At 69.4% G+C, this 25249-nt stretch carries 29 protein-coding genes and 1 pseudogene; 10 read left to right on the top strand and 20 right to left on the bottom strand.

What is annotated here, in order from left to right; all coding sequences use genetic code 11:
• The first annotated feature begins 1 nt into the window (after position 1).
• A pseudogene (locus ACLQ2T_RS10795) lies at positions 2-182 on the top strand (DUF397 domain-containing protein).
• A gap of 15 nt (positions 183-197) precedes the next feature.
• Here the strand turns inward: ACLQ2T_RS10795 and ACLQ2T_RS10790 are convergent.
• From ACLQ2T_RS10790 to ACLQ2T_RS10775, 4 genes are all read right to left on the bottom strand, one after another.
• Entirely contained in the window at positions 198-1007 is an 810-nt protein-coding gene (locus ACLQ2T_RS10790; protein WP_425765842.1) for an alpha/beta hydrolase, read from the bottom strand.
• Positions 1008-1076: 69 nt separating this feature from the next.
• Complete coding sequence (locus ACLQ2T_RS10785) at positions 1077-1403, bottom strand: hypothetical protein (RefSeq protein ID WP_203222128.1); 327 nt, start codon at positions 1401-1403, stop codon at positions 1077-1079.
• 63 nt (positions 1404-1466) lie between these two features.
• Entirely contained in the window at positions 1467-3092 is a 1626-nt protein-coding gene (locus ACLQ2T_RS10780; RefSeq protein WP_425765841.1) for a 3-hydroxyacyl-CoA dehydrogenase family protein, read from the bottom strand.
• A 127-nt stretch (positions 3093-3219) separates the two neighbouring features.
• Positions 3220-3684 carry an FHA domain-containing protein gene (locus tag ACLQ2T_RS10775; protein WP_425765840.1) on the bottom strand — a complete coding sequence of 155 codons (465 nt, stop codon included), beginning with the start codon at positions 3682-3684 and terminating at the stop codon, positions 3220-3222.
• Positions 3685-3899: 215 nt separating this feature from the next.
• Between ACLQ2T_RS10775 and ACLQ2T_RS10770 the strand changes: the two genes are divergently transcribed.
• Positions 3900-5402: an aldehyde dehydrogenase family protein gene (locus tag ACLQ2T_RS10770; protein ID WP_425765839.1), complete on the top strand. Its 1503-nt coding sequence runs from the start codon at positions 3900-3902 to the stop codon at positions 5400-5402.
• Here ACLQ2T_RS10770 and nucS read toward each other — a convergent pair.
• Positions 5399-6058 (bottom strand): endonuclease NucS, encoded by a 660-nt coding sequence (gene nucS, locus ACLQ2T_RS10765; protein ID WP_425765838.1) that lies wholly within the window; start codon positions 6056-6058, stop codon positions 5399-5401. The genes ACLQ2T_RS10770 and nucS overlap by 4 nt on opposite strands.
• Before the next feature lie 71 nt (positions 6059-6129).
• Between nucS and ACLQ2T_RS10760 the strand changes: the two genes are divergently transcribed.
• From ACLQ2T_RS10760 to ACLQ2T_RS10745, 4 genes are all read left to right on the top strand, one after another.
• Complete coding sequence (locus ACLQ2T_RS10760; RefSeq protein ID WP_327027452.1) at positions 6130-6750, top strand: DUF4126 domain-containing protein; 621 nt, start codon at positions 6130-6132, stop codon at positions 6748-6750.
• Positions 6751-6848: 98 nt separating this feature from the next.
• Positions 6849-7148 (top strand): DUF1540 domain-containing protein, encoded by a 300-nt coding sequence (locus ACLQ2T_RS10755; RefSeq protein ID WP_327024338.1) that lies wholly within the window; start codon positions 6849-6851, stop codon positions 7146-7148.
• Between the two features lie 119 nt (positions 7149-7267).
• On the top strand, positions 7268-8116 hold the full coding sequence (locus ACLQ2T_RS10750; protein WP_425765837.1) for an ABC transporter ATP-binding protein: 849 nt from the start codon (positions 7268-7270) through the stop codon (positions 8114-8116).
• The gene (locus ACLQ2T_RS10745; RefSeq protein ID WP_425765836.1) at positions 8113-8961 is read left to right on the top strand and encodes an ABC transporter permease; all 849 of its coding nucleotides are present in this window, start codon (positions 8113-8115) and stop codon (positions 8959-8961) included. Before ACLQ2T_RS10750 ends, ACLQ2T_RS10745 begins: the two co-directional genes overlap by 4 nt.
• Positions 8962-9099: 138 nt before the next feature.
• Here the strand turns inward: ACLQ2T_RS10745 and ACLQ2T_RS10740 are convergent, their stop codons facing one another.
• On the bottom strand, positions 9100-9948 hold the full coding sequence (locus ACLQ2T_RS10740; RefSeq protein WP_425765835.1) for a 3-hydroxyacyl-CoA dehydrogenase family protein: 849 nt from the start codon (positions 9946-9948) through the stop codon (positions 9100-9102).
• A 145-nt stretch (positions 9949-10093) separates the two neighbouring features.
• Positions 10094-11536, bottom strand: a complete 1443-nt coding sequence (gene murA / locus ACLQ2T_RS10735) for a UDP-N-acetylglucosamine 1-carboxyvinyltransferase (RefSeq protein ID WP_425765834.1) — start codon at positions 11534-11536, stop codon at positions 10094-10096.
• Between murA and ACLQ2T_RS10730 the strand changes: the two genes are divergently transcribed.
• Both ACLQ2T_RS10730 and ACLQ2T_RS10725 read left to right on the top strand, forming a co-directional pair.
• Positions 11535-12107 carry a cob(I)yrinic acid a,c-diamide adenosyltransferase gene (locus ACLQ2T_RS10730; protein WP_425765833.1) on the top strand — a complete coding sequence of 191 codons (573 nt, stop codon included), beginning with the start codon at positions 11535-11537 and terminating at the stop codon, positions 12105-12107. The genes murA and ACLQ2T_RS10730 overlap by 2 nt on opposite strands.
• On the top strand, positions 12104-12523 hold the full coding sequence (locus ACLQ2T_RS10725; protein WP_425765832.1) for a VOC family protein: 420 nt from the start codon (positions 12104-12106) through the stop codon (positions 12521-12523). The genes ACLQ2T_RS10730 and ACLQ2T_RS10725 overlap by 4 nt, the downstream gene beginning before the upstream one ends.
• Here ACLQ2T_RS10725 and ACLQ2T_RS10720 read toward each other — a convergent pair.
• On the bottom strand, positions 12469-13047 hold the full coding sequence (locus tag ACLQ2T_RS10720) for a helix-turn-helix domain-containing protein (protein WP_425765831.1): 579 nt from the start codon (positions 13045-13047) through the stop codon (positions 12469-12471). The genes ACLQ2T_RS10725 and ACLQ2T_RS10720 overlap by 55 nt on opposite strands.
• A gap of 74 nt (positions 13048-13121) precedes the next feature.
• On the opposite strand from ACLQ2T_RS10720, the gene ACLQ2T_RS10715 reads away from it, so the two are divergent.
• A complete protein-coding gene (locus ACLQ2T_RS10715) occupies positions 13122-13463 on the top strand; it encodes a hypothetical protein (protein WP_425765830.1) in 342 nt (113 codons plus the stop codon).
• The gene (locus ACLQ2T_RS10710; protein ID WP_425765829.1) at positions 13460-14392 is read left to right on the top strand and encodes an alpha/beta hydrolase; all 933 of its coding nucleotides are present in this window, start codon (positions 13460-13462) and stop codon (positions 14390-14392) included. Before ACLQ2T_RS10715 ends, ACLQ2T_RS10710 begins: the two co-directional genes overlap by 4 nt.
• 395 nt (positions 14393-14787) lie before the next feature.
• Here ACLQ2T_RS10710 and ACLQ2T_RS10705 read toward each other — a convergent pair whose 3' ends face one another.
• The 12 genes from ACLQ2T_RS10705 to ACLQ2T_RS10650 all read right to left on the bottom strand — a co-directional run bounded on the left by ACLQ2T_RS10705 (position 14788) and on the right by ACLQ2T_RS10650 (position 25096).
• A complete protein-coding gene (locus ACLQ2T_RS10705; protein ID WP_425765828.1) occupies positions 14788-15390 on the bottom strand; it encodes a hypothetical protein in 603 nt (200 codons plus the stop codon).
• 609 nt (positions 15391-15999) lie between these two features.
• Complete coding sequence (locus ACLQ2T_RS10700; RefSeq protein WP_425765827.1) at positions 16000-16458, bottom strand: DUF2550 domain-containing protein; 459 nt, start codon at positions 16456-16458, stop codon at positions 16000-16002.
• A gap of 12 nt (positions 16459-16470) precedes the next feature.
• Complete coding sequence (locus ACLQ2T_RS10695; protein WP_425765826.1) at positions 16471-16755, bottom strand: F0F1 ATP synthase subunit epsilon; 285 nt, start codon at positions 16753-16755, stop codon at positions 16471-16473.
• 87 nt (positions 16756-16842) lie between these two features.
• Positions 16843-17997: an LCP family protein gene (locus tag ACLQ2T_RS10690; protein WP_425765825.1), complete on the bottom strand. Its 1155-nt coding sequence runs from the start codon at positions 17995-17997 to the stop codon at positions 16843-16845.
• A 227-nt stretch (positions 17998-18224) separates the two neighbouring features.
• Positions 18225-19679 (bottom strand): F0F1 ATP synthase subunit beta, encoded by a 1455-nt coding sequence (gene atpD / locus ACLQ2T_RS10685; RefSeq protein ID WP_425765824.1) that lies wholly within the window; start codon positions 19677-19679, stop codon positions 18225-18227.
• Positions 19679-20617 (bottom strand): F0F1 ATP synthase subunit gamma, encoded by a 939-nt coding sequence (locus ACLQ2T_RS10680; RefSeq protein ID WP_425765823.1) that lies wholly within the window; start codon positions 20615-20617, stop codon positions 19679-19681. The genes atpD and ACLQ2T_RS10680 overlap by 1 nt, the downstream gene beginning before the upstream one ends.
• A gap of 9 nt (positions 20618-20626) precedes the next feature.
• On the bottom strand, positions 20627-22273 hold the full coding sequence (gene atpA, locus ACLQ2T_RS10675; RefSeq protein ID WP_425765822.1) for a F0F1 ATP synthase subunit alpha: 1647 nt from the start codon (positions 22271-22273) through the stop codon (positions 20627-20629).
• A 92-nt stretch (positions 22274-22365) separates the two neighbouring features.
• Positions 22366-23187: a F0F1 ATP synthase subunit delta gene (locus tag ACLQ2T_RS10670; protein ID WP_425765821.1), complete on the bottom strand. Its 822-nt coding sequence runs from the start codon at positions 23185-23187 to the stop codon at positions 22366-22368.
• The gene (locus tag ACLQ2T_RS10665; protein ID WP_425765820.1) at positions 23187-23711 is read right to left on the bottom strand and encodes a F0F1 ATP synthase subunit B; all 525 of its coding nucleotides are present in this window, start codon (positions 23709-23711) and stop codon (positions 23187-23189) included. Before ACLQ2T_RS10665 ends, ACLQ2T_RS10670 begins: the two co-directional genes overlap by 1 nt.
• Before the next feature lie 29 nt (positions 23712-23740).
• Positions 23741-23965, bottom strand: coding sequence for an ATP synthase F0 subunit C (gene atpE / locus ACLQ2T_RS10660; protein ID WP_327024320.1), 225 nt, complete (start codon positions 23963-23965; stop codon positions 23741-23743).
• 87 nt (positions 23966-24052) lie between these two features.
• Positions 24053-24874: a F0F1 ATP synthase subunit A gene (gene atpB / locus ACLQ2T_RS10655; RefSeq protein ID WP_425765819.1), complete on the bottom strand. Its 822-nt coding sequence runs from the start codon at positions 24872-24874 to the stop codon at positions 24053-24055.
• Positions 24875-25096 carry a hypothetical protein gene (locus ACLQ2T_RS10650; RefSeq protein ID WP_425765818.1) on the bottom strand — a complete coding sequence of 74 codons (222 nt, stop codon included), beginning with the start codon at positions 25094-25096 and terminating at the stop codon, positions 24875-24877. It lies immediately after the preceding gene.
• Between the last annotated feature and the right edge of the window lie 153 nt (positions 25097-25249).

Here is a 25249-nt window from a genome sequence, read left to right as displayed (position 1 = left end):
CATGGACCTGACCGGCGCGACCTGGCGCACCGCCACCCGCAGCGGAAACACCGACTGTGTCGAGGTGGCCGACAACCTGCCCGAGGTGGTCGCCGCGCGACAGCAAGGACCGCCAGGGGCCGGTGCTCGCCTTCACCCCGCCGACCTGGCAGACCTTCATCAGCCACCTCAAGCGGCGGTAGCCCGGTAGGGCCGGCTCAGTCGGCCTGGCGTTGCTGAGGGCCGGGTACCGGGGTGTCGGAGAAGGCGGCCACCGTGCGGTCGGCGTACGCGCTGGCGTCGCCGGTCTCCATCGGGCCGTCCCAGGTGGTCGGCAGCGGCACGGACACGGCCGGGTTGACCCGCCGGACCACCTCGTCGAGCGCGGTCTCGGCGTCACCGACCCAGAGGTGCTTGGCCCCGGGCACCCCGACCACCTCGGCCTGCGGCACCGCCGCGAACCGCTCCCGGGCCTGCTCGGGGCGGAGGTAGTCGTCGAACTCCGGCACCAGGGCGGTCAGCGGCTTGCCGGACTCGGCCCACTGGGTCAGGTCGGTCGGCTCGGAGAAGCGCAACGGCGGCGAGAGCAGGATCGCGCCGGTCACCGCCGGGTCGCAGCCGTACCTGAGGGCCAGGTCGGTGCCGAAGGACCAGCCGATCAGCCAGATGTTCGGCAGTTCGTGGAACTCGGCGTACTCGATGGCGGCGGCCACGTCGAAACGCTCGCCGACGGCCGAGTCGAAGGTGCCCTCGCTGGTACCGCGCACGCTGCTGGTGCCACGGGTGTTGAACCGCAGCACGGCCACGTCGGCCAGGGCGGGCAGCCGCCAGGCCGCCTTGCGGAACACGTGGCTGTCCATCATCCCGCCGTGGGTGGGCAGGGGATGCAGGCAGACCAGGGTGGCCACCGGGGGCCGGTCGACCGGAAGCGCCAACTCACCGACCAGGCACAGCCCGTCCGCGGTGTGCAACTCGATGTCTTCCCGTCGCCCCGGCAGGATCGACGATGCCCGAATCGATGCGCTCACCCCACCATCCTCCCGCGTAGCTCTGCACCCCGCCGCCCGAGGTGACAAAGATCGCCCGTCGAGCGGGCCTCAGCCGTGCCGGGGGGCGCCGCGTCCGCGCTGGATCACCGGGGCCCGACGGTCGCGGGCCCGCCAGCACCCGCTGTGCCAGTGCCGCCGGTCGGTGAGATCGCCACGCCCGTCGGCAGGCCAGGCGACCAGGTGCGCCACCCCGGGCCGGATCTCCTGGTCACAACCGGGACAGCGGTACGTCTTGACCGAGGAGCCGCCGCTGATCCCGCGTACCTGCCAGTCGCCGTCGCGCCACTGCTGCACCGAGGCGACGCCTTGCCGGGCGCGCTCGGTGTCCAGACGCTCGACGTCGTCGCGGCGGGGACGGTTACGGCGAGGGCTCACGCCGTCCAGCGTACGACCGTGCCGACAGCGGCCCCGAGGGGCGCTGGTGTGGGCGGCCCCCTCCTACCGGAAGGGGCGGGCGGCGGTCACCAGTTGCTCCAGCAGGGGTGCCGGGGCCAGGCCGGGCTCACGGGACTGCCGGTACACCGCCCGCAGCACGGCCAGCGACTTGTCCGGCCCGATCGTGTCGAGCAGTTCGAAGGGGCCGGCCGGGTAGCCGCAGCCCAGCTTCATCGCGGCGTCGATGTCGTCCGTGGTGGAGTAGTTGGCCTCCAGCATCCGTACCGCGTCGTTGAGGTACGGGAACAGCAGGGCGTTGACGATGAACCCGGCGGAGTCCCCGCAGATCACCCCGGTCCGGCCCAGGGCGGCGACGACCGCCCGGGCGGTGGCCGTGGTCTCCGCCGAGGTGAGGATCGTCTGGACGATCTCCACCAGCGGAGTGGCCGGGTCGGCGAAGTGCAGGCCCACCACCTCGGTCGGGCGTCCGGTGGCCATGGCCAGCTCGATCACCGCCAGGGAGGAGGTGGTGGTGGCCAGCACCGCCCCCGGCTTGCAGACCTCACCCAGGCCGGCGAACAGCGCCTTCTTCACCTCCGGTTCGTCGGCCACCGCCTCGATCACCAGGTCCGCCTCGGCCAGGGACGCCAACTCGGTGGCGGGGTCGACCTGGGTGACCTGGTAGCCCGCGGTGGTGCAGGACTCGACCAGGCCGGCGGCCAGGGTCCCCGAGCCGACCACCCCGACCGTGGCGACCGTTCGCGCCCCCTCCAGGGGTGCCGATGCCACCGGGGTCGACTCGTCCGGGACGAGCCTGCCGGAGCCGGGCCGCTCGTAGGTGTAGAAACCTCGGCCGGACTTGCGGCCCAGCAGCCCGGCGGTCACCATCTGCCGCAGCAGGGGTACCGGGGAGTGTCGGCGGTCCCGGCCGCCCCGCCGGTACATGGTGTCCAGGATCTCGTACGCGGTATCAAGGCCGATCAGGTCCAGCAGGGCCAGCGGGCCCATCGGCAGGCCGCAGCCGAGCTTCATCGCGGCGTCGATGTCCTCACGGGTGGCGTAGCGGGACTCGTACATCCCGATCGCCTGGTTGAGGTACCCGAACAGCAGGGCGTTGGCGATGAACCCGGCCCGGTCGGTGATGGTCACGTCGACCTTGCCCAGGCGTACGCAGAGGGCCTCCACATCCGCCACCACCTCGGCCGAGGTGACCACCGTACGCACCACCTCGACCAGCTTCATCACCGGCGCGGGGTTGAAGAAGTGGATGCCGATCACCTGGTCGGGACGGGTGGTGGCCACCGCGATCTCGGTGACGCTCAACGAGGAGGTGTTGGTGGCCAGGATGGCCTCCGGCTTGCACACCCGGTCCAGTTCGGCGAAGAGGCGCTGCTTGATGTCCAGGCGCTCGGGAACCGCCTCGATCACCAGGTCCACGGAGTCCAGGGCGCCCAGCCCGACGGCGAAGGTGACCCGGCCGAGCAAAGCGTCCCGGTCGGCCTCGGCGAGCTTGCCCCGGGCCACCGCCCGGTCGGTGGAGCCGGTCAGGTTGGCCCGTCCGCGCTCCAGAGCGGCCTCGGAGATCTCCACGGCGACCACCTCGACGCCGTTGCGGGCGAACACCTCGACGATGCCGGCACCCATGGTGCCCAGACCCACCACACCCACGCTGGTGAATTCCCGCGCCATGACCCGGCCTCCCCTGTCCGCTCCGCACGGCCGGACTTGAACGGCCGCTAAGGCTTTGGCGCGAGTCTGCCACGCGGTGACCGCCGAGGAGGCTCGGGGGCCGAACGGGAGCGGTTGACCGTACCGGTCAGGGAGCCAGCGTCACGTGTCCCGGTGTGACCTCCGCCGCGGCGGTGGGCAGCACCAGGGGGCCGCGCCGGTCCTGTCGGGGCATACCGAAGCTCAGGCCCACCGGGTCGGTCCGGGCCAGGGCGGGGTCGAAGAAGCGCAGCTCGGTGCGGCCGATCAGGATCATGTCGCCGTCGGTCAGGCTGACCGCCTCAACGGTGCGCAGTCCGTTCACCCAGGTGCCGTTGGTGGAACCGAGATCCACCAGGCGGACGCCCTCACCGGTCAGCCGGACCTCGGCGTGTCGACGACTCAGGTGGGGATCGTGCACGACGATGTCCGCCGCCGAGTCCCGGCCGATCACCATGGGTTGAGGACGCAGCCGGAAGCTGACCCCGCGCATCGGGCCGGTGGCCACCGTCAACAGCGGCAACAGTTGCGGATGTTGCTCCATGGGCCGTCCGACCTCCACGTCCTGCGCCACCCCTGGTCAGCCTGCCATCCCCTCCCGGTCACCTCCACCGACCATCCGGCCATCACTTAGTAACCAGCCAGCCACCTTCCGTTCGCCACTTCCACGGCCTCCGATACGGCGTTCGCCCGCATCGACCATCCACCCGGCGCGGCCGACCGACCGGCCGGTGGGCGGCCCGCCGGCCCGTCCTACCGATGAGTAGGTTTCAGGTCTAGACTTCCGCCATGACGGCTGTGCATCTGCCCGGCACCCCGGTGATCGAGGGCGATCAACTGATCTCGACCAGCCCGGCGACCGGCGCGGAGGCCGGCCGGTTGCCGCTGGCCACCCCCGCCGAGGTGGAGCAGGCCGTCGCACGGGCCCGCACCGCCGGCCAGTGGTGGGCCGGGCTGGGCTTCGACGCCCGACGCGACCGGCTGCTGCGCTGGCGGCGGCTGCTCGTGCAGCGGATGGAGCAGCTCGCGGAACTGGTGCACGTCGAGGGCGGCAAGCCGGTGGCGGACGCCATCGTGGAGATCGTCACCGCGGTGGAGCATGCCGACTGGGCGGCCCGTAACGCCCGCCGGGTGCTCGGCCACCGCAAGCTGCGCTCCCGGCTCATCCTGGCGGAGTTCACCGCCCACCTGGAGTACCAGCCGCACGGGGTGATCGGGGTGATCGGCCCCTGGAACTATCCCGTCTTCACCCCGATCGGCTCCGCCGCGTACGCGATGGCCGCCGGCAACGCGGTGGTCTTCAAGCCCAGCGAGTACACCCCCCTCGTCGGGCAGTGGCTGGTCGACACCTTCGCCGAGGTGGTGCCGGAACAGCCCGTCTTCACCGCCGTGCACGGGCTGGGGGACATCGGTGCCGCGCTGTGCCGCAGCGGGGTCGACAAGGTGGCCTTCACCGGCTCCACAGCCACCGCCAAGAAGGTCATGGCGGCCTGCGCCGAGTCCCTGACCCCGGTGCTGCTGGAGGCCGGGGGCAAGGACGCGATGATCGTGGACGTCGACGCCGACCTGGACGCCGCCGCCGAGGCGTGCGTCTGGGGTGCGATGACCAACGCCGGGCAGACCTGCATCGGCATCGAGCGGGTCTACGCGGTGGAACCGGTCTTCGACGCCTTCGTGGAGAAGGTGGTCGAGCGGGCCGGGCGACTGACCGTCGGCCCGGAGGGCACCGACATCGGGCCGATCACCATGCCGAGCCAGCTTGAGGTCATCCGCCGGCACATCTCCGACGCCCTGGCCCGGGGCGGACGGGCCGCACTCGGCGGCCCGGATTCGGTACGGCCGCCGTACGCCCACCCGACCGTGCTGGTCGAGGTGCCGGAGGACTCCGCCGCCGTACGCGAGGAGACCTTCGGGCCCACGGTGACCATCAACCGGGTCCGCGACGCCGACGAGGCGCTGCGGCGGGCCAACGCCCTGCCGTACGGCCTGGGGGGTTCGGTCTTCGGTGAGCGACGGGCGGTGGCGATCGCCCGGCGCCTGCGCTCCGGCATGGCCTCGATCAACTCCACCCTGACCTTCGCCGGGATGTCCACCCTGCCCTTCGGCGGGGTCGGCGAGTCCGGCTTCGGCCGCATCCACGGCGAGGACGGGCTGCGGGAGTTCGGCCGGGCCAAGGCGATCACCCGCCGACGGGCCCGCTCCCTGCTGCCGTCGACCACCTTCGAACGGACCCAGGCCGACGTCGACCGCCTGGTCAAGGCGGTCAAGCTGCTGTACGGCCGGAAGCTCTAGAAGAGGGTCAGCTCGTCGCGTTCGATGCCGCGCAGCCGGTCGTAGTTCACCGCGACGCAGCGGATCCCCCGGTCCGTGGCGAGTACCCGGGCCTGCGGCTTGATCTCCTGCGCGGCGAAGACCCCGGCCACCGGGGCGAGCAGCGGGTCCCGGTTGAGCAGTTCGAGGTAGCGGGTGAGCTGCTCCACCCCGTCGATCTCGCCACGCCGCTTCACCTCGACCGCGACGGTGCCTCCGTTGGCGTCCCGGCAGAGCAGGTCCACCGGGCCGATCGCGGTCATGTACTCCCGGCGGATCAGGGTGAACCCCTCGCCCAGGGTCTCCGGGTTGGCGGCCAGCAACTCCTGAAGGTGCGCCTCCACCCCGTCCTTGCGCAGCCCCGGGTCGACGCCCAGCTCGTACGAGGTGTCCTGGAAGATCTCCTCCAGGGTGATCCGCAGCTCCTCACCGGCCTTGTTGACCACCCGCCACACCCCGGGGGCCTCCTCCAGCCGGCAGGGCGGGCTCATCCAGTTCAGGGGTTTGTAGGCCCGGTCGTCGGCGTGGATCGACACCGACCCGTCCGCCTTCACCATCAGCAGCCGGGTGGCCGGCGGCAGGTGGGCCGAGAGCCGTCCGACATAGTCCACCGAGCATTTCGCAATCACCAACCGCACCCGACGAGGGTAGCGGAGGCACCGGGGATCGCCGTCGAGCGCCACTGGCGTGCCGGTGCCATGCTGAGATGGTGCTCGAATTGCTCACCGGTACCGGACTGGCCGCCTCGGCGGGGTTGAACGCGTACATCCCGCTGCTGCTGATGGGCGGGCTGGCCCGCTACACCAGCGTGATCGACCTGCCCGGGGGTTGGCAGTGGCTGGGTAACGGCTGGGTGCTGGCCATCCTCGCCGCCCTGCTGGTCGTCGAGGTCGTCGCGGACAAGGTGCCCGTGGTGGACCATGTCAACGACGTGGTGCAGACGGTGGTCCGTCCGACGGCGGGCGGCCTGGCCTTCGGTGCCGGCTCGGCCGCCGAGACGGTGACCGTCAGCGATCCCGACAGCTTCTTCGCCAGTGGGGGCCAGTGGGTGCCGGTGCTGGTCGGGGTGGCCATCGCCCTCGGCATCCACCTGCTCAAGTCCGCCGCCCGGCCGGTCATCAACGCGGCCACGGCCGGCATCGGGGCCCCGGTGGCGAGCACCGCCGAGGACGCCACGAGTGTGGTGATGTCCCTGGTGGCGATCATCCTGCCGGTGCTGGTGCTGGTGTTCCTGGTCGCCTTCCTGCTCTTCCTGCCGTGGTTCCTGCGCCGTAGGGCGGAACGCCGCCGGGAACGCCGGGCCGCCCGCGAGGCCGGCTTCCGGGTCTGACCGGGGGCAAGGGCCAGGCTGGCGGCGGATCCCGCAAAGGCAGACCGCGCAGATCTCCCAGATGCCTAAAATCAGGCAAATACCTAGAGGAGGTCGCGATGACCGCAGCCTTGGAGATGCCGCGCGTCCAGGAGTGTGTGGTGGCCGCCTGCGCCTACAACCACACCAACGACTGCCACGCGTTCGCCATCACGATCGGCAGCATGGACCACGCCCACTGCCACACCTTCATCGAGATGCCGGCCATCCGGGCCGGCGCCGACGGCCAGAAGGCCCAGGTGGGCGCCTGCAAACGGGCCGACTGCCGACACAACGAGCAGTTGGAGTGCCAGGCCCCCTCGATCCGGGTCGGCCCGGACGCGGACATGGCCGACTGCATGACCTACAACCCCCGCTGAGGGGTACGGAAGGGACCCTTCTCGACGCCCACGGCAGGGGAAGGCACCCCGGGGGTGGTGGCGTGAACCACCACCCCCGGTGCGGGTGATCCGCCGGTGCAGGTCGCACACTTGAGGTCATGAGTGACGAGGTCGCGATCCACGTCGGAGGGCTGCGCAAGGCGTACGGCGACAACGTCGCGGTGGCCGGGCTGGACCTGGACGTCCACCGGGGCGAGGTGTTCGCCCTGCTGGGGCCGAACGGTGCCGGCAAGAGCACCACGGTGGAGATCCTGGAGGGCTACCGGCACCGGGACGCCGGTGAGGTGCGGGTGCTCGGGGTCGACCCGACCGAGGCCACCCCGCAGTGGCGGGCCCGGGTGGGCATCGTGCTCCAGGGCACCGGCGAGTTCGACGAACTGACCGTCGCCGAGGTGGTCCACCACTTCTCCGCCTTCTATCCCGACGCCGACGACCCGGACAAGGTGATCGCCCGGGTCGGCCTGGCCGGCAAGGCCCGCGCCCGTACGCACACCCTCTCCGGTGGGCAGAAGCGCCGGCTGGATGTCGCGCTGGGCATCGTCGGCCGCCCTGAACTGCTCTTCCTCGACGAGCCGACCACCGGTTTCGACCCGGAGGCCCGCCGCGAGTTCTGGGATCTGATCCGCGACCTCTCCGCGGCCGGCACCACAATCGTGCTCACCACCCACTACCTCGACGAGGCCGAGGCCCTGGCCGACCGGGTCGGGGTCATCGCGGGCGGCCGACTGGTCGAGGTGGCCCCACCGAACAGCCTGGGCAACCGGCAGGAGGCCTTGGCCACGGTCTCCTGGCGTACCCCCGAGGGCACCCTGGAGAGCGCGCAGAGCGCGACGCCGACGGCGCTGGTGGCGGAGTTGGCCGCGCGACTCGGTGGTGAGGTGCCCGGCCTGACCGTCACCCGGCCCACCCTTGAGGACATCTACCTGCGGATGATCGGACACCGATGACCACCACGACGAAGTCGGCGGCCCCGGTCGCCGCCGCCGCGCCCGCCCGCCGGCCGGGGCCGGCAAGTCTCGCCCTTCGGCAGGGGCGGTTGGAGATCCGGCAGTTCCTGCGCAGCCGGGAATCCGTCGTGTTCACCCTCGGGTTCCCGATCATCATGGTGCTGATCTTCGCCTCGATCTTCGACGGCGACCTCGGCAACGGGGTGAGCTACACGCAGTACTTCATCACCGGCATGATCGCCACCGGCCTGATGACGGTCAGCTTCCAGAACCTCGGCATCTGGATCCCCATCGAGCGGGACCGGGGGGTGCTCAAGCGCTACCGGGGCACCCCGATGCCGAAGTGGGTCTGGTTCGCCGGCAAGGTGATCATGGTGCTGGTGACCGGGTTGGTGATGACCGCCCTGCTGCTCGGCGTCTCGGTGGCCCTGTTCGACCTGGACCTGCCGTCCACCGCGTCGGCGTGGCTCACCTTCGGCTGGGTCAGCGCGCTGGGGGTCACCGCCTGCACCCTGTGCGGCATCGCGATCTCCTCGCTGGCCCGTACGGCGCGCAGCGGCTCGGCGGTGGTCACCCCGATCGCCCTGGTGCTCCAGTTCATCTCCGGGGTCTTCTTCGTCTTCACCAACCTGCCGAGCTGGATGCAGCAGGTGGCGGCCATCTTCCCGCTCAAGTGGATGTGCCAGGGGCTGCGCGCGGTCTTCCTGCCGGAGAGCTTCGGCGCCAGCGAGCCGGGCGGCTCCTTCGAGCTGACCCGGGTCGCGCTGGTGCTGGGCGCCTGGTGCGTGATCGGCTTGGTGCTCTGCCTGACCACCTTCCGCTGGACCACCCGCCGCGACGGCTGACGGTGCAAGGAAGGGCCCCTTGTTAACGCCTGCGGTAGAGGAAGGGCCCCTTGTTAACGAGATCCAGCTGATCTTGTTAATGAGGGGCCCTTCCTATGCACGAGGCGTTAAGAAGGTGCCCTTCCTTACATCACACCCTCAGTACGAGTAGAAGCCCTGGCCGGTCTTGCGGCCCAGGTCCCCGGCGGTGGCCATGCGCTGGAGCAGCTCCGGCGGGAAGAACTTCTCGTCGGCGGTGTCGGTGTAGATGTTGCGGGTGGCGTTCAGCAGCACGTCGACGCCGGTCAGGTCGACGGTGGCCAGCGGGCCCATGGCGTGGCCGAAACCGAGCTTGCAGGCGGTGTCCAGGTCCTCGGCGGAGATGACCCCGGCCTCGACCAGCCGGACCGCCTCCATGGCCAGCGCACAGATCAGCCGGGTGGTGACGAAGCCGGCGATGTCCCGGTTGACCACCACGACGGTCTTGCCGATCCCCTCCGCGAAGGACTTGACCGCCTCCAGGGTCGCGTCGCTGGTCTTGTGGCCGCGGACCAGTTCGCAGAGCTTCATCATCGGCACCGGGGAGAAGAAGTGGGTGCCGACCACCGCCTCGGGACGCTCGGTGACGGCCGCGATCTGGGTCACCGGGATGGCCGAGGTGTTGGTGGCCAGGATCGCGTCCGACTTGCAGATCCGGTCCAGCGCCCGGAACACCTCGTGCTTGATCTCCAGTCGCTCGAAGACCGCCTCGACGACGATGTCCGCCTCCGCCGCCGCCTCCAGGTCGGTGGTGGGGGTGATCCGTCCGAGGGTCGCCTCGACCTCGTCGGCGGAGATCTTCCCCTTGTCGGCGAACCGGGTCAGTGAGGTCCGGATGCCGTCCAGGCCGCGCTGCGTCGCCGCCTCGTCCAGATCCCGCAGGGTCACCTGCCAGCCTGCCTGCGCCGCCACCTGGGCGATGCCCGAGCCCATCAGCCCGGCACCGACAACCGCGAGTCGACCCGCCATCTGTTGCTCCCTCGCTGCGATTCGGAGTCTCTGCCTGCATCCTGCCGAAGCCCTCGGCCTCACCGAGGACTCCCGACACAGACCCTAGTCGGCGGGACTGAACGACCGCTAAGGCGGTTCAGCCGGACGGCACGGCGGCTCAGGCTCAGATGGTCAGTTCCGGTTCCTCCGGCGCGGTGGCCCGCTCCACCTCGATGCCGAGCGCCCGCAGGTCGGCGACGAAGTCGGGATAACCCCGGTCCACGTGGTGCACATGGGACACCTCGGTCACCCCGTCGGCACAGAGCCCGGCGATGATCAGTCCAGCGCCGGCACGGATGTCGGTGGCGCGTACCGGTGCGCCGGAGAGCTGCTCACGGCCGCGTACGACCGCGTGGTGCCCGTCGGTCTTGATGTCCGCGCCGAGGCGCATCATCTCGTTGGCGAACATGAACCGGCCGTCGAAGATGTTCTCCGTGATCAGGGAGGCGCCGTCGCTGAGCGCGGCCAGGCCGATCGCCATCGGCAGCAGGTCGGTGGCGAAGCCCGGATAGGGCAGGGTCACCACGTCCACCGCCCGGGGCCGGTCGTCCATCCGTACCCGGAAGGCGTTGGCCCGGGTCTCCACCAGCCCACCGGCCGCGACCACCTTGTCCAGCGCGATCTCCAGGAAGCTCGGGTCCAGGCCGGTCACGGTGACGTCGCCGCGGGTCATCGCCGCCCCGAAGGCCCAGGTGCCGGCGACGATCCGGTCCCCCACGGTCGCGTGCCGCACCGGTTGCAGCCGGGGTACCCCGACAACCGTGATGGTGGGGGTGCCCTCGCCCTCGATCAGCGCCCCCATCCGGATGAGCATGGTGCAGATGTCCACGATCTCCGGCTCCCGGGCCGCGTTGTCGATCACGGTGGTCCCGTTGGCCAGCACTGCCGCCATGACCAGGTTCTCGGTGGCCCCGACACTGGGGAAGTCCAGGGTGATCTCCGCGCCGTGTAGTCCCTGCGGTGCGGAGGCGATCACGAAGCCGTGCTCACCGGAGATGTCCGCGCCCATCCGGGTGAGCCCGGCGATGTGCATGTCCAGTCCCCGTGAGCCGATGGCGTCCCCGCCCGGGTGGGCCACCCGCACGTAGCCGCGCCGGGCCAGCAGTGGACCGAGTACGCAGATCGAGGCGCGCAGCCGACGAACCAGGTCGTAGTCGGCCTCGACCCCCGGCTGCTCCGGCACCTCGATGGACACCGAACGAGAGCGGGGTACTCCCCCGCCCGCGACCATCGGGTCCACCGGGTCGTCCGCGTCGAACCGCACGTCGCAGCCGAGTCGGCGCAGCACCTCCCCCATGATGGCGATGTCGGTGATCCGCGGCACGTTGGTGATCACGCTTCGACCCGGGGCCAGCAGGGCGGCGGCCATCAGCTTCAACGCCGAGTTCTTGGCACCGACCACGTGCACCGTGCCGGCTAGTCGGGCCGCCCCGTTGACCCGGATGACATCGACGTCGGATATCGCCGGGTCGCCCGCGTCGCCCGGGCCGACCCCGGCGGAGAAGCCGGTGCCCGGCTGCGGGCGCGTCGGGATGGTCAGGTCGGGTATCCGTAGGCTGTGCGTCATGGCCGTCCACCTCACGCGCATCTACACCAAGGCCGGCGATGCCGGCATGACCAGGTTGAGCAACAACGAGCAGGTGTCGAAGACCGACCCACGGATCTGCGCGTACGCCGATGTCGACGAGTGCAATGCGGCGCTCGGCGTGGCACTGGCCCTGGGGCAGCTCGACGAGTCCCTGCGTACGGTGCTGGGGCAGATCCAGAACGACCTGTTCGACGTGGGCGCCGACCTGTCCACCCCGGTCGAGCCGGACCCCAAGTATCCGCCGCTGCGGGTCACCGAGGAGTACGTCGAGCGCCTTGAGGGCTGGTGCGACGAGTTCAACGGACGCCTGAGCACGCTCGACTCCTTCATCCTCCCCGGCGGCACCGCGGGCGCGGCGCTGCTGCACGTGGCGCGGACGATCGCCCGGCGCGCCGAGCGGTCGGCGTGGGCGCTCGTCGCACACGACCCCGACCGGACCAGCCTCCTCCCGGCAAAGTATCTCAACCGGTTGTCGGATCTGCTCTTTATCCTGTCAAGAACGGCAAATCCGGACGGAGACGTGCTATGGGTCCCCGGCGGAGGCCGGTGACGGTTGGTGCCCTGCACCACGTGGAGGTCTGGGTACCCGACCTGGGCGCGGCAATGCACAGTTGGGGCTGGCTGCTGGGGGAACTGGGGTGGACCCCCTTCCAGCAGTGGCCGGCCGGCCACTCGTGGCGGCTGGGCCCGACCTACCTGGTCCTTGAGCAGTCACCCGCCCTTTCCGGCGCAAGGCACGACCGGCTCTCCCCCGGCCTGAACCATCTGGCCTTTCACGCCGGTCCACCCGCCGCGGTGGACCGGCTTGTCGAGCAGGCCCCGGCGTACGGCTGGGAACTGCTCTTTCCCGACCGCCACCCGTACGCCGGTGGCGCCGACACCTACGCCGCCTACCTGGCCGACGGGCAGGGTTACGAGGTGGAGCTGGTGGCCTCCGACGGCACGGTGCCCGGCCCGTCTGCCTGAGCGGGGAGCAGCAGGGTGGTGAACAGCCGCCGCACCCGGTCCGGACCCGGCCCCAGCGCCGCGTACTCGGCGAACAGCTCCCGCATCCGGGTGATGAACTCGACCACCTCGGCGTCGCTGGCGTAGAACGCGTTCTGCCGGTAGCCGACCAGGTCCCGGGCCAGGTCCCCGCCACCGTTGTCGAGATAGCGGTCGAAGTCGGCGAGCAGCCCGGCGACGAAGGTGAGGAAGGCGCGGCGGTGCTGTTCCGGGGTCATCCCCCGGATCGCCTCGGCGTCCACCGCGGCCGCCGCCTCGTCCAACTGGTAGCTGCGCTCGATCGCACCCCGGATTCGCCGTTCCCCTACCGCCCGCAGGACCCCGTGACCGGCGAGGGTGCCGACCTGCCGGTACAGGGTCGCCGGGGCCACATCCGCCAGTTCGGCCCGCAGGTCGGCGGTGGTCAGCGTCCGGCCGCCCAGAAATGCCTGGACGATCCGCAGTCGTACCGGATGCAGCAGCAGCTCAGCGGTGTCGAGGGCCACAAACGCCTCCCCATCGTTCTCACACCTGATAATGTTCTCTCTGCCGAGATTATAGCGAGCATGAAGGAGCGCCGATGGCCACCATCGACCTCACCGCCGATTCGATCCGCATCCGGCTCACCCCCGCCGAGAAGCTGTGGGCCCTCCGGGGTGACGTCACCGTCCCGCGCTCCGCCGTAACCGCCGTCACCGTGCAGCCCGACGGTCTGCACGCTCCCCGAGGCATTCGGGCACCCGGCCTCGGCATGCCCGGTGTCCGCAAGGTCGGCACCTGGCGCGGCCGGGCCGGCAAGGAGTTCGTCAGCGTCCGCGCCAACCAACCGGCCGTGCGCATCACCCTGACCGGCCAGCGGTACGACGCACTGGTCATCGGCGCCGACGACGCGGCCGCCGTGGCGAAGGCGGTACGCCGGTGAGCACCGAGCGCGAACTGACCTTCGACTCCGCCGGTCACCGCCTGGTCGGCACCCTCACCCTGCCGGACACTCCGGGCCCCCACCCCACCGCCCTGCTACTGCCCGGCTCCGGGCCGCTGAACCGCGACGGCGACCACCGCCGGATGCGCCTCGGCATCCAACGGGAACTGGCCGCCGCGCTGGCCACCGCAGGTGTCGCCACCCTGCGGTACGACCGGCGCGGAGTCGGCGAGAGCTCCGGCCGGTTCTGGCCCACCGGGTTCCACGACAACGTGGACGACGCCCAGGCGGCCTTCGCCGCGCTGGGGGCCGAGGCAGACGTGGACAGCGGGGCGCTGTTCCTGGTCGGGCACAGCGAAGGGGCACTGACCGCCACCATGCTCGCCGCGCGTGGCGTGACCACCGCCGGGCTGGTCCTGCTCTCCAGCAGTGCCCGGCTCGGTGCCGAGGTGCTGCGCTGGCAGGCGGCCCAGATCCTGCCCAGCCTGCCCGCCCCGGTACGCCTGCTACTGCGGCTCATGCGTCTGAACCTGGTTGCCCGGGTGTCCCGCAACCACGAGAAGATCCTGGCCACCACCGGCGACGTGACACGGATCGGCGGGCAGCGGATCAACGCGAAGTGGATGCGGGAGTTCCTGCGGTACGACCCACGGCCCGACCTCGCCCGCATCAGCGCGCCGATCCTCGCCGCCACCGGCACCAAGGACCTTCAGGTGGACCCGGCCGACCTGACCCTGATCGCCGAGCACGCGGGCGGCCCGGTGCAGACCCGACTCCTGCCGGACATCACCCACGTACTGCGCCACCAGCCGGGCCGGGCGTCCCTGGGGGCGTACCGCCGGGAGATCCGCAACCCGGTCGACGCAGCCGTCACCGGCGCGGTCGTCGACTGGCTCCGCGCCCGGGTGGATGTGGCGGGGTTGACCTGATGTGAAGACGCCGAGAGCCGGCACCCGGGATCGGGTACCGGCTCTTCGCGTTGTCCAACGGTAGTGCGGGTGGGCGGTGGCGGTGTCAGTCCGGGGGCGGTTGCGGGCGAGCTTGATGAGCAGCACCACCAGCAGAGCGATGCCGAAGACCACCACCACGCAGCAGTCGAGGCCACTGAACCCCGCCTTGGCGGGGCGTGCGTTCTGTCCCGCCCGCACCACGATCTCGCCGCTGCCCGGCGATGCCCAGGCCGCGACCGGTACGAACACCGAGAGCCCGACCGTACCGAGGACCGGGCCTGCACGGCACGCACAGGCCGTCAGACGCCGAACTGGCCGGGCCCCCGGGTGCGGGGTCCGGCCAGTCGGGCATTGGTTCACCACGGGGGTACGGGTCAGCTGTTCCAGTGTTGGGCGACCAGGTCGGCGGCCTGCTGCTCCCACTGGGCGTAGTGGTCCGGGTATGCCGACACCTGCACGGTCTGGGCGGCCTTGGTCAGGGGCATGTCCTGCCAGCCGTCGACCTGCTTGAGGCCCTTGAGGAAGGCGGTGGTGGAGTACTCGGGGTCGGTGATCTGATCCACCGTGCCCCAACCACTGGACGGACGCTGCTGGAACAGGCCCTGCGAATCATGGTCGTTACGGTCACCGAGGTGACCCAGATTCTCCAGCTTCGACTCCTGCAACGCGGTCGCGATCGACACCACAGCGGCACGCTCGTCCATACCGTTCTTCTTGGTGGCCGCGATGATCGCCTTCGTGTTCGCGACCTGCTCATCGTCCAGGTCGATGCGGGACTGGGCACCCTGCACGCCGTGCGGGATCAACTTGCCCGTGTCCGGCTTGTCGGCCTTCGGCTTGTCGGCCTGCACGGCCGCCACCGGACTCGTCCTCACCGGGGTCGCGTCCGTATGACCGACCACCGGACCGGCGAAAACGCCACCGGCGAGGGCCACACCAGCAATACCGAGCACGCTGTTACGGAAGATCGAGTTCATGACCAAGCTCCATTCGGGGGTAGACACACACCACGAAAAGGGGGAAACGGGTGCGCGCGAACACCATCAGGCGCCGAAAGAACAAGGGGGAGATCACCGGCTGACACACGGGGCCGGGGGCCTTCGCGGGCGTGGCCCTTCTTGCGGGGCATGGCCCTTCACGGCGCCGGGACCATGTTCAACGACCGGCCATCCGCCATGATTCCCGCCGGGCTCGACACTCGCGGAGCCATCTGCCCAGCTCAGGAGGCCTGCATCGGCCGGTCAGGGAGGTCCAACGCCCCGCCGGCCGCCATCATTCCCGAGCCCGAACCACGGAGGCTCGCGCCGCTTCGCCGAAACGGCGGGGTCCGGCCCGACGGGATACCGCCATTTCGGCGATACGGCGTCGATCATGGCGCACTCGGTGCGCGCCCGAGGGTGGCCTTGCGCCGATTGCACCGGCAAATCCCCAAAACCAACACAAACTACTCAGGTGGGCCATCCGGCAGTCAGCCGATGAGCCAGGCACCCGACCAGTGGGGCGGCCAACGGCCCGGCGACCGAGCGCCCCGGCCACACCACGCCCAGCCGGCAGTCGAGCGGTCTTGGCGGGTCGGACTTGACGGGTCAGGCGGCGGGCCAGTCCTGTTGGGCAGTCAGACGTGACGAGACCGCCCCCGGAGGAGCGGCCTCAAGCCAGGAGAGGAACCCGGTGACGGTGGATCGCGCCATGGCGATCTCGACCGGGGCGTGTCGACTCGTACAGCGGAGGATGATCCAGTCCGCCGGCATGGACATCCGTTCCTGCCCCTCCGGCAGTCGCCGCCGCTCCACGTTGAGCCCTTCACGGGAGAGCACCCGCTTGGGGCGTACGGCGAAACTGACCATCCGGTACCAGCGGAGTTCGTCCCCGACGAACCTTCCGAAACCGGGCGACCAACCGCGGCCGTCGAGCATGGTGGAGGTCCGGACGCTGAGCCGGATGATGCCGCCGCTTCGGGTGACAAGTGCCCGCCGGATGAAGAGGAACAGAATCGCGCCGAGGATGACGGCGAAGCCGATTCCGATCCCTCCCACGATCTCCATCGGCGGGTCGGCTCAGTTGTCCGAAGTGACGGAGGCCGGGGTGGCGCTCTCGGCGAGGACGGTGACGCCCTGCCCGTTCACCGACAGGAAGCCGCCGGACACCTCGTAGGCGATCTGCTCGCCGCCGGGGAGCTTGATGCGTACTCGGCCGGGCTCGGCGAGCTGACCGAGCAGGGGCGCGTGCCCCGGCAGCACACCCAGCTCACCCTCGGTCGTCCGGGCCATGACCATCTCGGCCTTGCCGGACCAGACCTTCTCCTCTACGGCCACGAGCTGGACGTTGAGCTGCTCTGCCACGCTGTCTCCTTGCTGGGCGGATTGGGGGAAAGTCTAGTCACCTCCCGGGCACCTCTTACAGCCGGGTGCCGAGACGTGCACCACGATTCAGCCCTTGTTCACCAGCTTGGGATGTTCGAGAAGGAAGGGATCCAGCAGGCCCCGCTCCAACGCCACGAAGAAGTCCTCCACCTCGGGCTCGAACTGTTCGCCCAGGTAGTTGTTCCGGTTACCGAAGACGCCGCCACCCGGAAGCTTGATCATCTGAATGTTGCCGGGACGGATGTCCTTGAGGGCCAGCGCGAAGTCGACCACGCCGTTCCCCCGCCCGCTGAAGATCAACGACTCGCCGGCGGCCCGCAGCACCCGGTCCAGCTTGACGGGGTTGGTCACCACGTCGGCGCTGAACGCCTGGGCGGCCATCGCCTTGACGAACTGCTGCTGGTGCCGCTGACGGCCGTAGTCACCGTCGGGCACACCGTTCTCCGGGTACCGCTGGCGGACGTAGTCCAGCGCCTGCCACCCGCTGAGGTGCTGCTTGCCCTTGGGGTAGACCGCCTGCGGCCCGATGTAGCCCTCGCCGTAGGGGTTGCCCTTGCGGTGCTTGCCGTCCGGCTCCCGGTGCTCGGAGCGGACCTCCCGCTCGATGTTCATCGTGACGCCGCCCATCGCGTCGACGATCTCCTTGAAACCGGAGAAGTTGATGATCGCACCGGCGTCGAACCGCTTGATCCCGGTGACGTTCTGCACCGTGGTGGCCAGCAGTTCGAAGCCCCGCGCCGGGTCCGGCTTGCCGCCGTCGGGCACCCGACTGCCGAAGGACATCGCGTCGTTCAGCTTCGAGGTGGCACCGTTGAAGTTCGCCCGGGGGTACGCAGGGATCTCGACGTAGAGGTCGCGGGGCATGGAGAAGAGGTAGGCCCGGTCCAACTCCTCCGGCACGTGCAGCACCATGATCGCGTCGGCCAGCGGTGCGGTCCGGTCGTTGCGGGGGTCGATGCCGACCAGCAGGATGTTGAGCGGCCCCTTGATGTCGCTCTTGCGTTCACTGGCCCCGGCCGCCTGGTCGCCGAAGAGGTCCGCCTTGCCGATCGCCCCCTCGTAGCGGGCCATCAACGCCTCGGCACCGACCAGTGAGGTGCCGCTGAGCATCATCAACACGACACCGAAGATGGTGCAGAACCTGGCCCAGCCCGGCACTCCCCGCCAGATCGACGACCGCCCACCACGCTTGTCGCGCCTGCCGGCCTTACCCACAAGCATCTCCGTTCGTCGCGTCCCACAGGGGATACGGGTACGCGCATCCGAATGGTTGAACACGGTCACCGCTCATCGGCGAATGAGCGTGGAATAGACGGTATCTCGCGAGTCACGTGATCGCCGAGCACCGAAAACCGGACAGCGGCGACAGAATCTGTCCAAGCCGAGCGAAAAGACCGCCCCGGAGTTGTCCGGGGCGGTCCTTTTCGTCAGCACGACTGTGCGAAGGGTCAGCCCTTCATCAGCTCGGCGGCCTTCTTCTCCAGGTCGTCGAGCCCACCGCACATGAAGAACGCCTGCTCGGGGAAGTGGTCGTACTCACCCTCGCTGATCTTCCGGAACGCCTCGATGGTCTCCTTGATCGGGACCGTCGAGCCGGGCACACCGGTGAACTGCTCCGCCGCGTAGGTGTTCTGCGACAGGAAGCGCTCGATCCGCCGGGCCCGCTGGACCGTGATCTTGTCTTCCTCGGAGAGTTCCTCGATACCCAGGATGGCGATGATGTCCTGCAGGTCCTTGTACCGCTGCAGGATCCGCTTCACCTCGCTGGCCACCTGGAAGTGCTCCTGGCCGACGAACTCGGGGGCCAGGATCCGCGACGAGGAGGCCAGCGGGTCCACCGCCGGGTAGATGCCCTTGTCGGAGATCGACCGCTCCAGGTTGGTGGTCGCGTCCAGGTGGGCGAAGGTGGTGGCCGGGGCGGGGTCGGTGTAGTCGTCCGCCGGCACGTAGATCGCCTGCATCGAGGTGATGGCCTGGCCCCGGACGGAGGTGATCCGCTCCTGGAGCTCGCCCATCTCGTCGGCCAGGGTCGGCTGGTAACCCACCGCGCTGGGCATCCGGCCCAGCAGGGTGGAGACCTCGGAACCGGCCTGGGTGAAGCGGAAGATGTTGTCGATGAAGAGCAGCACCTCCTGCTTCTTCACGTCCCGGAAGTACTCCGCCATGGTCAGCGCGGAGAGGGCGACCCGCAGTCGGGTGCCCGGCGGCTCGTCCATCTGGCCGTAGACCAGCGCGGTCTTGTCGATGACGCCGGATTCGGTCATCTCGTGGATCAGGTCGTTACCCTCACGGGTGCGCTCACCCACCCCGGCGAAGACCGAGGTACCACCGAAGTTACGGGCCACCCGGGTGATCATCTCCTGGATGAGCACCGTCTTGCCCACGCCGGCACCGCCGAACAGGCCGATCTTGCCGCCCTTGACGTACGGGGCGAGCAGGTCGATGACCTTGATGCCGGTCTCCAGCATCTCGGTCTTCGGCTCCAGGTCCGCGAAGGCCGGGGCCTTGCGGTGGATGCCCCAGTGGTCGTCGGCGGAGATGGTCTCGCCCTCGGTGAGGTTGAGGCACTCGCCGATCGCGTTGAACACGTGGCCCTTGACCGCGTCACCGACCGGCACCCGGATCGGGAAGCCGGTGTCACGGACCTCGGCACCGCGGACCAGACCATCCGTGGGCTGCATCGAGATCGCGCGGACCAGGTTGTCACCCAGGTGCTGGGCGACCTCCAGGGTCAGCGTCTTCTCACCGCCGGAGAGGGTCACGTCCACGTGCAGGGCGTTGAAGAGAGCCGGCATGACGTCGCGCGGGAACTCGGCGTCGACGACCGGGCCAATGACCCGGACCACGCGACCGGTGGCCGTCTTGGTCTCGGCTGGTCCTCCAGCAGCGGTGGAAACAGTCATCACACTTCACTTCCCGACGCGGCCAGCGCGTTCGCGCCGCCGACGATCTCGCTGATCTCCTGGGTGATCCCGGCCTGGCGGGCCGAGTTCATCTCACGCGTGTACTTGTCGATCATCTCTTCGGCGTTGTCCGTGGCGCTCTTCATCGCCCGCCGACGGGCTGCCGACTCGCTGGCCGCCGACTCCAGCAACGCCGCGTAGATCCGCGTGTTGATGTACTTCGGCAGCAGCGCGTCGAGCAACTCCTCCGCGTCCGGCTCGAACTCGTAGTCCGGCAGCAGGCCCGGGGAGGCCTCCGACCGGGGCCGCTCCTCGACCTGCAACGGGCCGATGATCCGGGTCACCGGCGTCTGCGTCATCAGCGACTTGAACTCGGTGAAGACGATGTGCAGTTCGTCGACCCCGAGCACCCCGTCGGCACCCGGACCGCCGTCGACGTCATCCGCACCCGCGGTGAACGCCTTCACCAGGGTGTCGCCCACCTCACGGGCGTCGGCGAACGACGGCTGCTCGGAAAAGCCCGTCCAGCTGGCCTCGATCGGCCGGTTACGGAACCGGTAGAAGGACACGCCCTTACGCCCGACGACGTAGAGCACCGGCTCCTTGCCATCCTCCTTGAGCCGCGCGATCAGCGACTCCGCGGTCTTGATGGCATTGGAGCTGTAACCGCCGGCCAGACCTCGGTCGGCGGTTACCAGCAGCACACCCGCCCGCCGCACCCGCTCACGCGGGGTCAGCATCGGGTGGTCGACCGAGGCGTTGGACGCCAGCGCGGTGAGCACGCCGGTGATGGCCTGGGCGTACGGCAGGGACGCCCCCACCCGGGCCTGGGCCTTGGCGATCCGGCTCGTCGCCACGAGCTCCATCGCCTTGGTGATCTTCTTCATCCCCTTCGCCGAGCGAATGCGTTGACGAAGAACACGTACCTGCGCCGCCATGGCCCGGCCCTACTTCTTCTGGGCCGAGGATCCACCGCTGTAGCGGGTGACCGTCTCGTGCTCGGCCTCGCCTTCCAGCGGCGCCGCCGGCGCCTCGTTGATCGTGCGCTCGTCCTCGCGACCGAGGAAGCCCTTCTTGAACTCCGCGACGGCCGAATCGAGGGTGGCGATGATCTCGTCGTCCCACTTGTTGTCGGCGATCGCCTGAAGGGTGGCGTTGTGCTTGCGCCGCAGGTGCTCCAGGAACTGGGTCTCGAAGCGCCGCACGTCGCCGACCGGGATGTCGTCCAGCTTGCCCTCGGTGCCGGCCCAGACCGAGACGACCTGGTCCTGCACCGGGTACGGCGAGTAGTTCGGCTGCTTGAGCAGCTCGACCAGGCGGGCACCGCGGTCCAGCTGGGCGCGGGAGGCCTTGTCCAGGTCGGAGGCGAAGGCCGCGAAGGCCTCCAGCTCGCGGTACTGGGCCAGGTTCAGCCGCAGCGAACCGGAGACCTTCTTCATCGGCTTCACCTGCGCGGCGCCACCGACCCGGGAGACCGAGGTACCGACGTTGATCGCCGGCCGGACGCCCTGGTTGAACAGGTCGGTCTCCAGGAAGATCTGGCCGTCGGTGATCGAGATGACGTTGGTCGGGATGAAGGCCGAGATGTCGTTGGCCTTCGTCTCGATGATCGGCAGGCCGGTCATCGAGCCGCCGCCCATCTCGTCGGAGAGCTTCGCGCAGCGCTCCAGCAGCCGGGAGTGCAGGTAGAAGACGTCACCGGGGTACGCCTCACGGCCCGGCGGGCGACGCAGCAGCAGCGACACGGCCCGGTACGCCTCGGCCTGCTTGCTCAGGTCGTCGAAGACGATCAGGACGTGCTTGCCGCCGTACATCCAGTGCTGCCCGATGGACGAGCCGGTGTACGGAGCGAGGTACTTGAAGCCGGCCGGGTCCGAGGCCGGGGAGGCGACGATGGTGGTGTACTCCATCGCGCCCGCCTCCTCCAGCTGCCCCTTGATGGAGGCGATGGTGGAGGCCTTCTGACCGATGGCGACGTAGATGCAGCGGACCTGCTTCTTCGGGTCGCCGGAGGCCCAGTTCTCCCGCTGGTTGAGGATGGCGTCCAGGGCGACCGTGGTCTTACCGGTCTTACGGTCACCGATGATCAGCTGCCGCTGGCCCCGACCGATCGGGGTCATCGCGTCGATGGCCTTGATACCGGTCTGCATCGGCTCGAAGACGGACTGGCGGGCCATCACGTTCGGGGCCTGGAGCTCGAGCTCACGGTAGCCCTCGTCGGCGATGTCGCCGAGGCCGTCGATCGGCTCGCCGAGCGCGTTGACCACGCGACCGAGGAAGTTGTCACCGACCGGCACGGAGAGCACCCGGCCGGTGCGCTTGACCCGCTGGCCCTCCTCAAGCCCGGAGTAGTCGCCGAGGACGACGACACCGATCTCCCGGACGTCGAGGTTCAACGCCACGCCGAGCGTGCCGTCCTCGAACTCCAGCAGCTCGTTGGTCATGGTCGAGGGCAGGCCCTCGACGTGGGCGATGCCGTCACCGGTGTCGGCGACGGTGCCGACCTCCTCACGGGAGACGTCGGGCGAATAGGAGGAGACGTAGCGCTCAAGCGCGCCGCGGATCTCCTCCGTCGAGATGGTCAGCTCGGCCATCCTCTGCTTCCTTAAGTATCAGGGGCCCGGGATACCTAGTACCGACCGGTCCTCGGGTCGACTGTTATTCCGGGCGCATCGCGGGGTGCTGGTCAGCGCTTTGCGAGCGCGTTACGGGTCTCGTTGAGCCGGCGCAGGATCGTCCCGTCGTACAGGTCCGAACCCACCCGAACACTCGCTCCGCCGAGGATCGTCGGGTCAACCGTAAGCTTCACGGCGACCACCCGGCCGTAGATGGCCGAGAGCTGGTCGGCCAGCCGACGCTCCTCGTCCTCGGTCAGGGGTGCCGCGACGGTGACGTACGCGACCTGCCGGTCGCGGCGTTCCGCCGCCAGCTCCACCAGCCGGGACAGCGCGGTGGAGAACGACCGGCCACCGAAGCCGGCCAGCGCCGCCTCCACCAGTCGCACCGTCACCGGTCGGGCCTTGCCCGTCAGGAGCATCCCGGTCAGCTCGGCCCGCTGCGCCACCGGTGCCACCGGGTCGGACAGGGTGTTGGACAGTTGCGGATCCGCAGCGACCACCTGGCCGAAGCGGAACAGCTCGTCCTCCACCTCACCGAGATCGCCGGCACGGTCCGCGCCGGCGAGCAGCGCATGCACGCCGAGGCGCTCCGCACCGTCGAGCAGCTCCGACGGTGCCGACCACCGACCGGCGACCAGCACACCGAGCAGGTCCAGCGTCTCCGCGCCGACCTTGCCGGAGAGCATTCCGGTCAGCAGACCCGTCCGGTCCGCGCCCGCACGGGCCGGGTCGGACAGGGCCCGACGCAGCCGGACCTCCCGCCGCAGCAGGTCTGCCACGGAGAGCAGTTCGTTACCGGTGGTGATGATCGCCCCTGGCTCGGCGCCGCGGACGTACTCCTCCAGCCGCGCCAGGGCGGTGGCGTAGGACTCCCGGCTGGCGGCCTGCATCAGCGGGCCCCCGCGCTCTCGAGATCGGTGAGGAAGCGCTCGACGGTGCCCTTGCGGCGGGCCTCGTCGGCGAGCGACTCGCCCACGATCCGACCGGCCAGGTCGACCGCGAGACCGCCGACCTCCGCGCGCAGCTCGCGCACGATGGTCTCGCGCTCCACGGCCAGCGACTCCCGGCCGGCGGCGATGATCCGGTCGGACTCCTCCCGGGCCTTGGCCAGGATTTCGGTACGGATCGACTCGGCGTCGGCCCGGGCGTCGTCCCGGATCTGTGCCGCCTCGGTACGCACCTCGGCGAGCTGGGCCCGGTACTGCTCGAGAAGTTGGTTGGCCTCCGCCTGCGCCGCTTCGGCGCGCTTGAGGCCACCCTCGATCGCGTCGACCCGCGCCTGGTACATCGTCTCCATGCGCGGCATGACGAACTTCAGCAGCACAAAGCAGAGCAGGGCGAAGGCGATCGTCCCGATGACCAGCTCCTGCCAGATCGGCATAAGCGGGTGATGACCTTCGGCAGCGAGATTCATGTCAGACCTCCGGGTCGACTAACGGACGGTCAGCTGACGGCGAAGGCAAGCACCAGGCCGAAGAGGGCGAGCGCCTCAACCAGGGCGAAGCCCAGGACCAGCCAGGTGCGGTTGTAGCCGGCCGACTCCGGCTGGCGGGCGCTGGAGTTGATGTACGCCACGAAGATCAGGGCCACACCGACAGCGGGGCCGATGGCGGCGAGGCCGTAGCCGATCGTGTTGACGTTACCGCTGATCTCGGCAAGAACAGTCATTGCGGGTATTCCTCCTGTTTGACGCGTGAGGGTTTCACGCGTACGCGGTCGTACCTAAAGCTCGGGCGGGCATCCCACCGGGTCGGATCAGTGTTCGTCCGAAAGCGAGGTCCCGATGTAGTTGGCGCTCAGCGTGACGAAGACGTAGGCCTGCAACAGCGAGACCAGCACCTCGAAGAAGGCCATCACGATCGCCATCAGGAAGGCGAAGACGGAGGTCGCCTGGATGAAGAGGTTGTCCGAGGCGAGCAGCACGAAGCCACCGACCGTGAAGACCAGCAGGATCAGGTGACCGGCGAACATGTTGGCGAAGAGTCGCACCGCCAAGGTGACCGGCCGGTTGATGAAGGTCTGCAGGAATTCGATCGGCACCAGCAGGAAGTGCATGGGCCAGGGAATGCCCGGCAGGATCAGGCTCTGCTTGAGGTAGCGGCCCACGCCGTGCTTACGCATACCGACGTAGATGTACATCGCATAGGTGACCGCCGTGAGCACGATCGGGAAGGCGATGTGTGAGTTCGGCGAGATCTGCAATCCGGGAGTGACACCGAACAGGTTCGTCACCGCGATGAAGCAGAACAGCACGGTGAAGTAGGGCGCGAACTTGATGCCCTCCTTGCCCATCTGTTCCCGGGCGATGTTGTCCCGGACCAGTCCGTAGACGGATTCCGCCATCCACTGGCCTTTACTCGGCACCAGCTTGGGATTCCGGTACGTGAGCAGAAAGAAGATCATCACCAGCCCGACGGCCAGCCAGATCATGAGGGTGAACTTCGTGACCCACGGACCCGCGAGATCCGGCGGATAGAAGTCATCGACCTTGGGGGGCCATGGAAGGCCCTCTGCGGCGACAAACTGTCCGCTCAACGTGTCATCCTCCGCACTCGACAGACCCGCGTGTGCCGGCACTCAGGCACTGAGCCTCTTCATGATCAGGTAGATCGCTCCGGCTGCGCCGAGCATCATGCCCACCCCGATCCCGATGCCGGTCGGCAGGCCGAGGAGCTTCGCCGCCAACCAACCGAGGAATCCCCACGCCACGATGCCGGCGAGCAGGTAACCAAAAACGGCTCCGGCTACGCCTTCCGACGAGTGCTCGTCGGAGTTTCCGCGGTGAGGGCTGTCGGCCATGACGAGGCGAACACTATCAGCCAGGTGTTTCGCAGATGTGCGGCACCCCCCACACTGCAAGCAGCGTGCGGGCGGCGAGTGCGGGCGCGTCAGCCGGGGCCAGCTTACTCCTGCACAGCCACCGGAACAGGGCCACGAAACGCCCAGAAACAC

The organism is Micromonospora sp. DT229 (assembly GCF_049844505.1).
Lineage (GTDB): Bacteria > Actinomycetota > Actinomycetes > Mycobacteriales > Micromonosporaceae > Micromonospora.
The sequence above is the reverse complement of the archived record's forward strand: the minus strand, read 5'-3'. Positions and strand labels throughout refer to the sequence as shown.

Bases quoted from the DNA above. Each gene is read 5' to 3' on its own strand.
- atpE (WP_327024320.1), bottom strand. From the start codon at position 23,965: ATGACTGTTCTTGCCGAGATCAGCGGTAACGTCAACACGATCGGCTAC.
- ACLQ2T_RS10705 (WP_425765828.1), bottom strand. From the start codon at position 15,390: ATGAACTCGATCTTCCGTAACAGCGTGCTCGGTATTGCTGGTGTGGCC.
- ACLQ2T_RS10750 (WP_425765837.1), top strand. From the start codon at position 7,268: ATGAGTGACGAGGTCGCGATCCACGTCGGAGGGCTGCGCAAGGCGTAC.
- ACLQ2T_RS10770 (WP_425765839.1), top strand. From the start codon at position 3,900: ATGACGGCTGTGCATCTGCCCGGCACCCCGGTGATCGAGGGCGATCAA.
- ACLQ2T_RS10690 (WP_425765825.1), bottom strand. From the start codon at position 17,997: ATGCTTGTGGGTAAGGCCGGCAGGCGCGACAAGCGTGGTGGGCGGTCG.
- ACLQ2T_RS10780 (WP_425765841.1), bottom strand. From the start codon at position 3,092: ATGGCGCGGGAATTCACCAGCGTGGGTGTGGTGGGTCTGGGCACCATG.
- atpD (WP_425765824.1), bottom strand. From the start codon at position 19,679: ATGACTGTTTCCACCGCTGCTGGAGGACCAGCCGAGACCAAGACGGCC.
- ACLQ2T_RS10730 (WP_425765833.1), top strand. From the start codon at position 11,535: ATGGCCGTCCACCTCACGCGCATCTACACCAAGGCCGGCGATGCCGGC.
- ACLQ2T_RS10740 (WP_425765835.1), bottom strand. From the start codon at position 9,948: ATGGCGGGTCGACTCGCGGTTGTCGGTGCCGGGCTGATGGGCTCGGGC.
- ACLQ2T_RS10700 (WP_425765827.1), bottom strand. From the start codon at position 16,458: ATGGAGATCGTGGGAGGGATCGGAATCGGCTTCGCCGTCATCCTCGGC.
- murA (WP_425765834.1), bottom strand. From the start codon at position 11,536: ATGACGCACAGCCTACGGATACCCGACCTGACCATCCCGACGCGCCCG.
- ACLQ2T_RS10670 (WP_425765821.1), bottom strand. From the start codon at position 23,187: ATGCAGGCCGCCAGCCGGGAGTCCTACGCCACCGCCCTGGCGCGGCTG.
- ACLQ2T_RS10665 (WP_425765820.1), bottom strand. From the start codon at position 23,711: ATGAATCTCGCTGCCGAAGGTCATCACCCGCTTATGCCGATCTGGCAG.
- ACLQ2T_RS10650 (WP_425765818.1), bottom strand. From the start codon at position 25,096: ATGGCCGACAGCCCTCACCGCGGAAACTCCGACGAGCACTCGTCGGAA.
- ACLQ2T_RS10755 (WP_327024338.1), top strand. From the start codon at position 6,849: ATGACCGCAGCCTTGGAGATGCCGCGCGTCCAGGAGTGTGTGGTGGCC.
- ACLQ2T_RS10680 (WP_425765823.1), bottom strand. From the start codon at position 20,617: ATGGCGGCGCAGGTACGTGTTCTTCGTCAACGCATTCGCTCGGCGAAG.
- ACLQ2T_RS10715 (WP_425765830.1), top strand. From the start codon at position 13,122: ATGGCCACCATCGACCTCACCGCCGATTCGATCCGCATCCGGCTCACC.
- ACLQ2T_RS10745 (WP_425765836.1), top strand. From the start codon at position 8,113: ATGACCACCACGACGAAGTCGGCGGCCCCGGTCGCCGCCGCCGCGCCC.
- atpA (WP_425765822.1), bottom strand. From the start codon at position 22,273: ATGGCCGAGCTGACCATCTCGACGGAGGAGATCCGCGGCGCGCTTGAG.